The organism is Bacillus alveayuensis (assembly GCA_030812955.1).
In the GTDB taxonomy this organism is placed as follows: domain Bacteria; phylum Bacillota; class Bacilli; order Bacillales; family Aeribacillaceae; genus Bacillus_CB; species Bacillus_CB alveayuensis.
This window is the reverse complement of record JAUSTR010000049.1, coordinates 1-1559: the sequence shown is the minus strand read 5'-3', so window position 1 is coordinate 1559 and position 1559 is coordinate 1. Positions and strand designations below refer to the sequence as shown.

Sequence of the window (1559 nt, the reverse complement as noted above, 5' to 3'; positions counted from 1 at the left end):
GAGCCAATTTCATAATTGCTCTTTTTAAAAATACAAAAACCTACAGAATTTCTTAATTGTATTTTTAAAAACAGAAATCATGCAGCTTGTTGCTGAATGAATTGTGCGTTGATGCGATCTACAGCCAATTTTGATGCGTTATAAATCAATACAACCATGTCAAAATGGATTTTTGCCCGTTTTCCGGTACGATAACGAACGTTATTAAGCTGAAAAAACTCTTTCAGATAGGCATTGACTCGTTCAACGGCAGTCCGACGCTTGTAAATGTTATCCCAAGCTTTGGATCCACGGGCTGGTGCTGTGTACTTTCTTAGGTCTTGGGTTATTTTCACTTTATAAACCTTTTGACAGATGCCTTCATTGGCTAGCGGGCAGTCTTTACACTCTTTCGGTCTCGTGTATTTTAGGGTTTCATATTTAGCGTCAAAACTATCATAACAGTAAGAATGCTCGCGAAAACAAGTCGGGGCGAAATGTTTATCAAAACCTATTGGTTCCCCTTCATTTCGCTTGTTGTATGCAATCACAGACTGCTGTCCCATTCGATGAACCTGTTCGTAAATTGGCTCATAATCGTACCCTGCATCCATTGTTTGATAACGCAAAGATGGAAGAGGAAGTTCATGAATCCCTTTCAGTAACGGGATCGCTGCCTTTCCGTCATTTAAATTACCGGAAGAAAATAGGGACTGTAAAATATACTGACTGGACGCACCAACTGCCAAGTGTCCCTTGTAGCCATACCAGAAAACATTCTTGCCTTCTGAGTTCTTCTTCACACCCCATTTCGGGTCTTGAGGAACTTCTGCACGCAGTTCAACTAAAGGTGCGTCCAACTGGGCTTCGATTTTCTTTTCGTATAAAGGCTTATTGGCTTCTTTCTCAGCTTGTTCTTTTAGCCATTGGTCACGCTCTTCTTTCGATTTGCGACCGCGTTTTTTAGGCGCATTTTTTGGCTTTTCTGCTTTTGGAGGTGCTTGATCACGTGCTTCAAAATGTGTGGCGTCAATGGCAATGGTGTCATCGATAATAAAGCCTTCTGAAATCGCTTGAAGGACTACTTTTTCTTGGACCTTTTCTAAAACGTTGGATTCGCTTAATTTGCTTAAAAGCCGAGAATAAGAGGCCTCAGAAGGTACACTGTCCGACACAAGAAATCCGCAATTCAGCTTGAAAGCAATATCTTCATTTAGTCGTTTAACCAGGTCTTTTATTGTTGGAATTCGTTCCACGTATCGAATAAAAGCGGAAATAATCATCGCTGCATAATTCAGCTCTACCGGCGCACCAAAACGAGACTTTTTCGTTACTGCATAGTAAATTTCATCTAAATCTATAGAAGAAATAATTGCCTCATAACGATGGGTAGGTTCCATCTCATATAATTCTTGGATGTCAAATAAACTTGGTTGTCGTATAATGGTCATAAGAAGCACTCCTTCAGTCTTTTTTGGTTTTAATTGTCTATGACCATTATACAAGATTTGGGGAGGTGCTTCTTTTTTAATTTCTTGAACTCGTTGGAGGACAAGGGCTAAGAATTATGAAATTCATTC

The 1559-nt window shown here is 39.8% G+C and carries 1 protein-coding gene; it reads right to left on the bottom strand.

Going from position 1 to position 1559, the window contains the following annotated elements; all coding sequences use genetic code 11:
- Nucleotides 1–77: 77 nt before the first annotated feature.
- A complete protein-coding gene (locus J2S06_RS16035) occupies nt 78–1430 on the bottom strand; it encodes an IS1182 family transposase (RefSeq protein WP_419152965.1) in 1353 nt (450 codons plus the stop codon).
- Nucleotides 1431–1559 lie beyond the last annotated feature (129 nt).

What these genes read in the sequence shown, in the direction of transcription:
- J2S06_RS16035 (WP_419152965.1), bottom strand. Translation starts at nt 1,430, where the DNA reads ATGACCATTATACGACAACCAAGTTTATTTGACATCCAAGAATTATAT.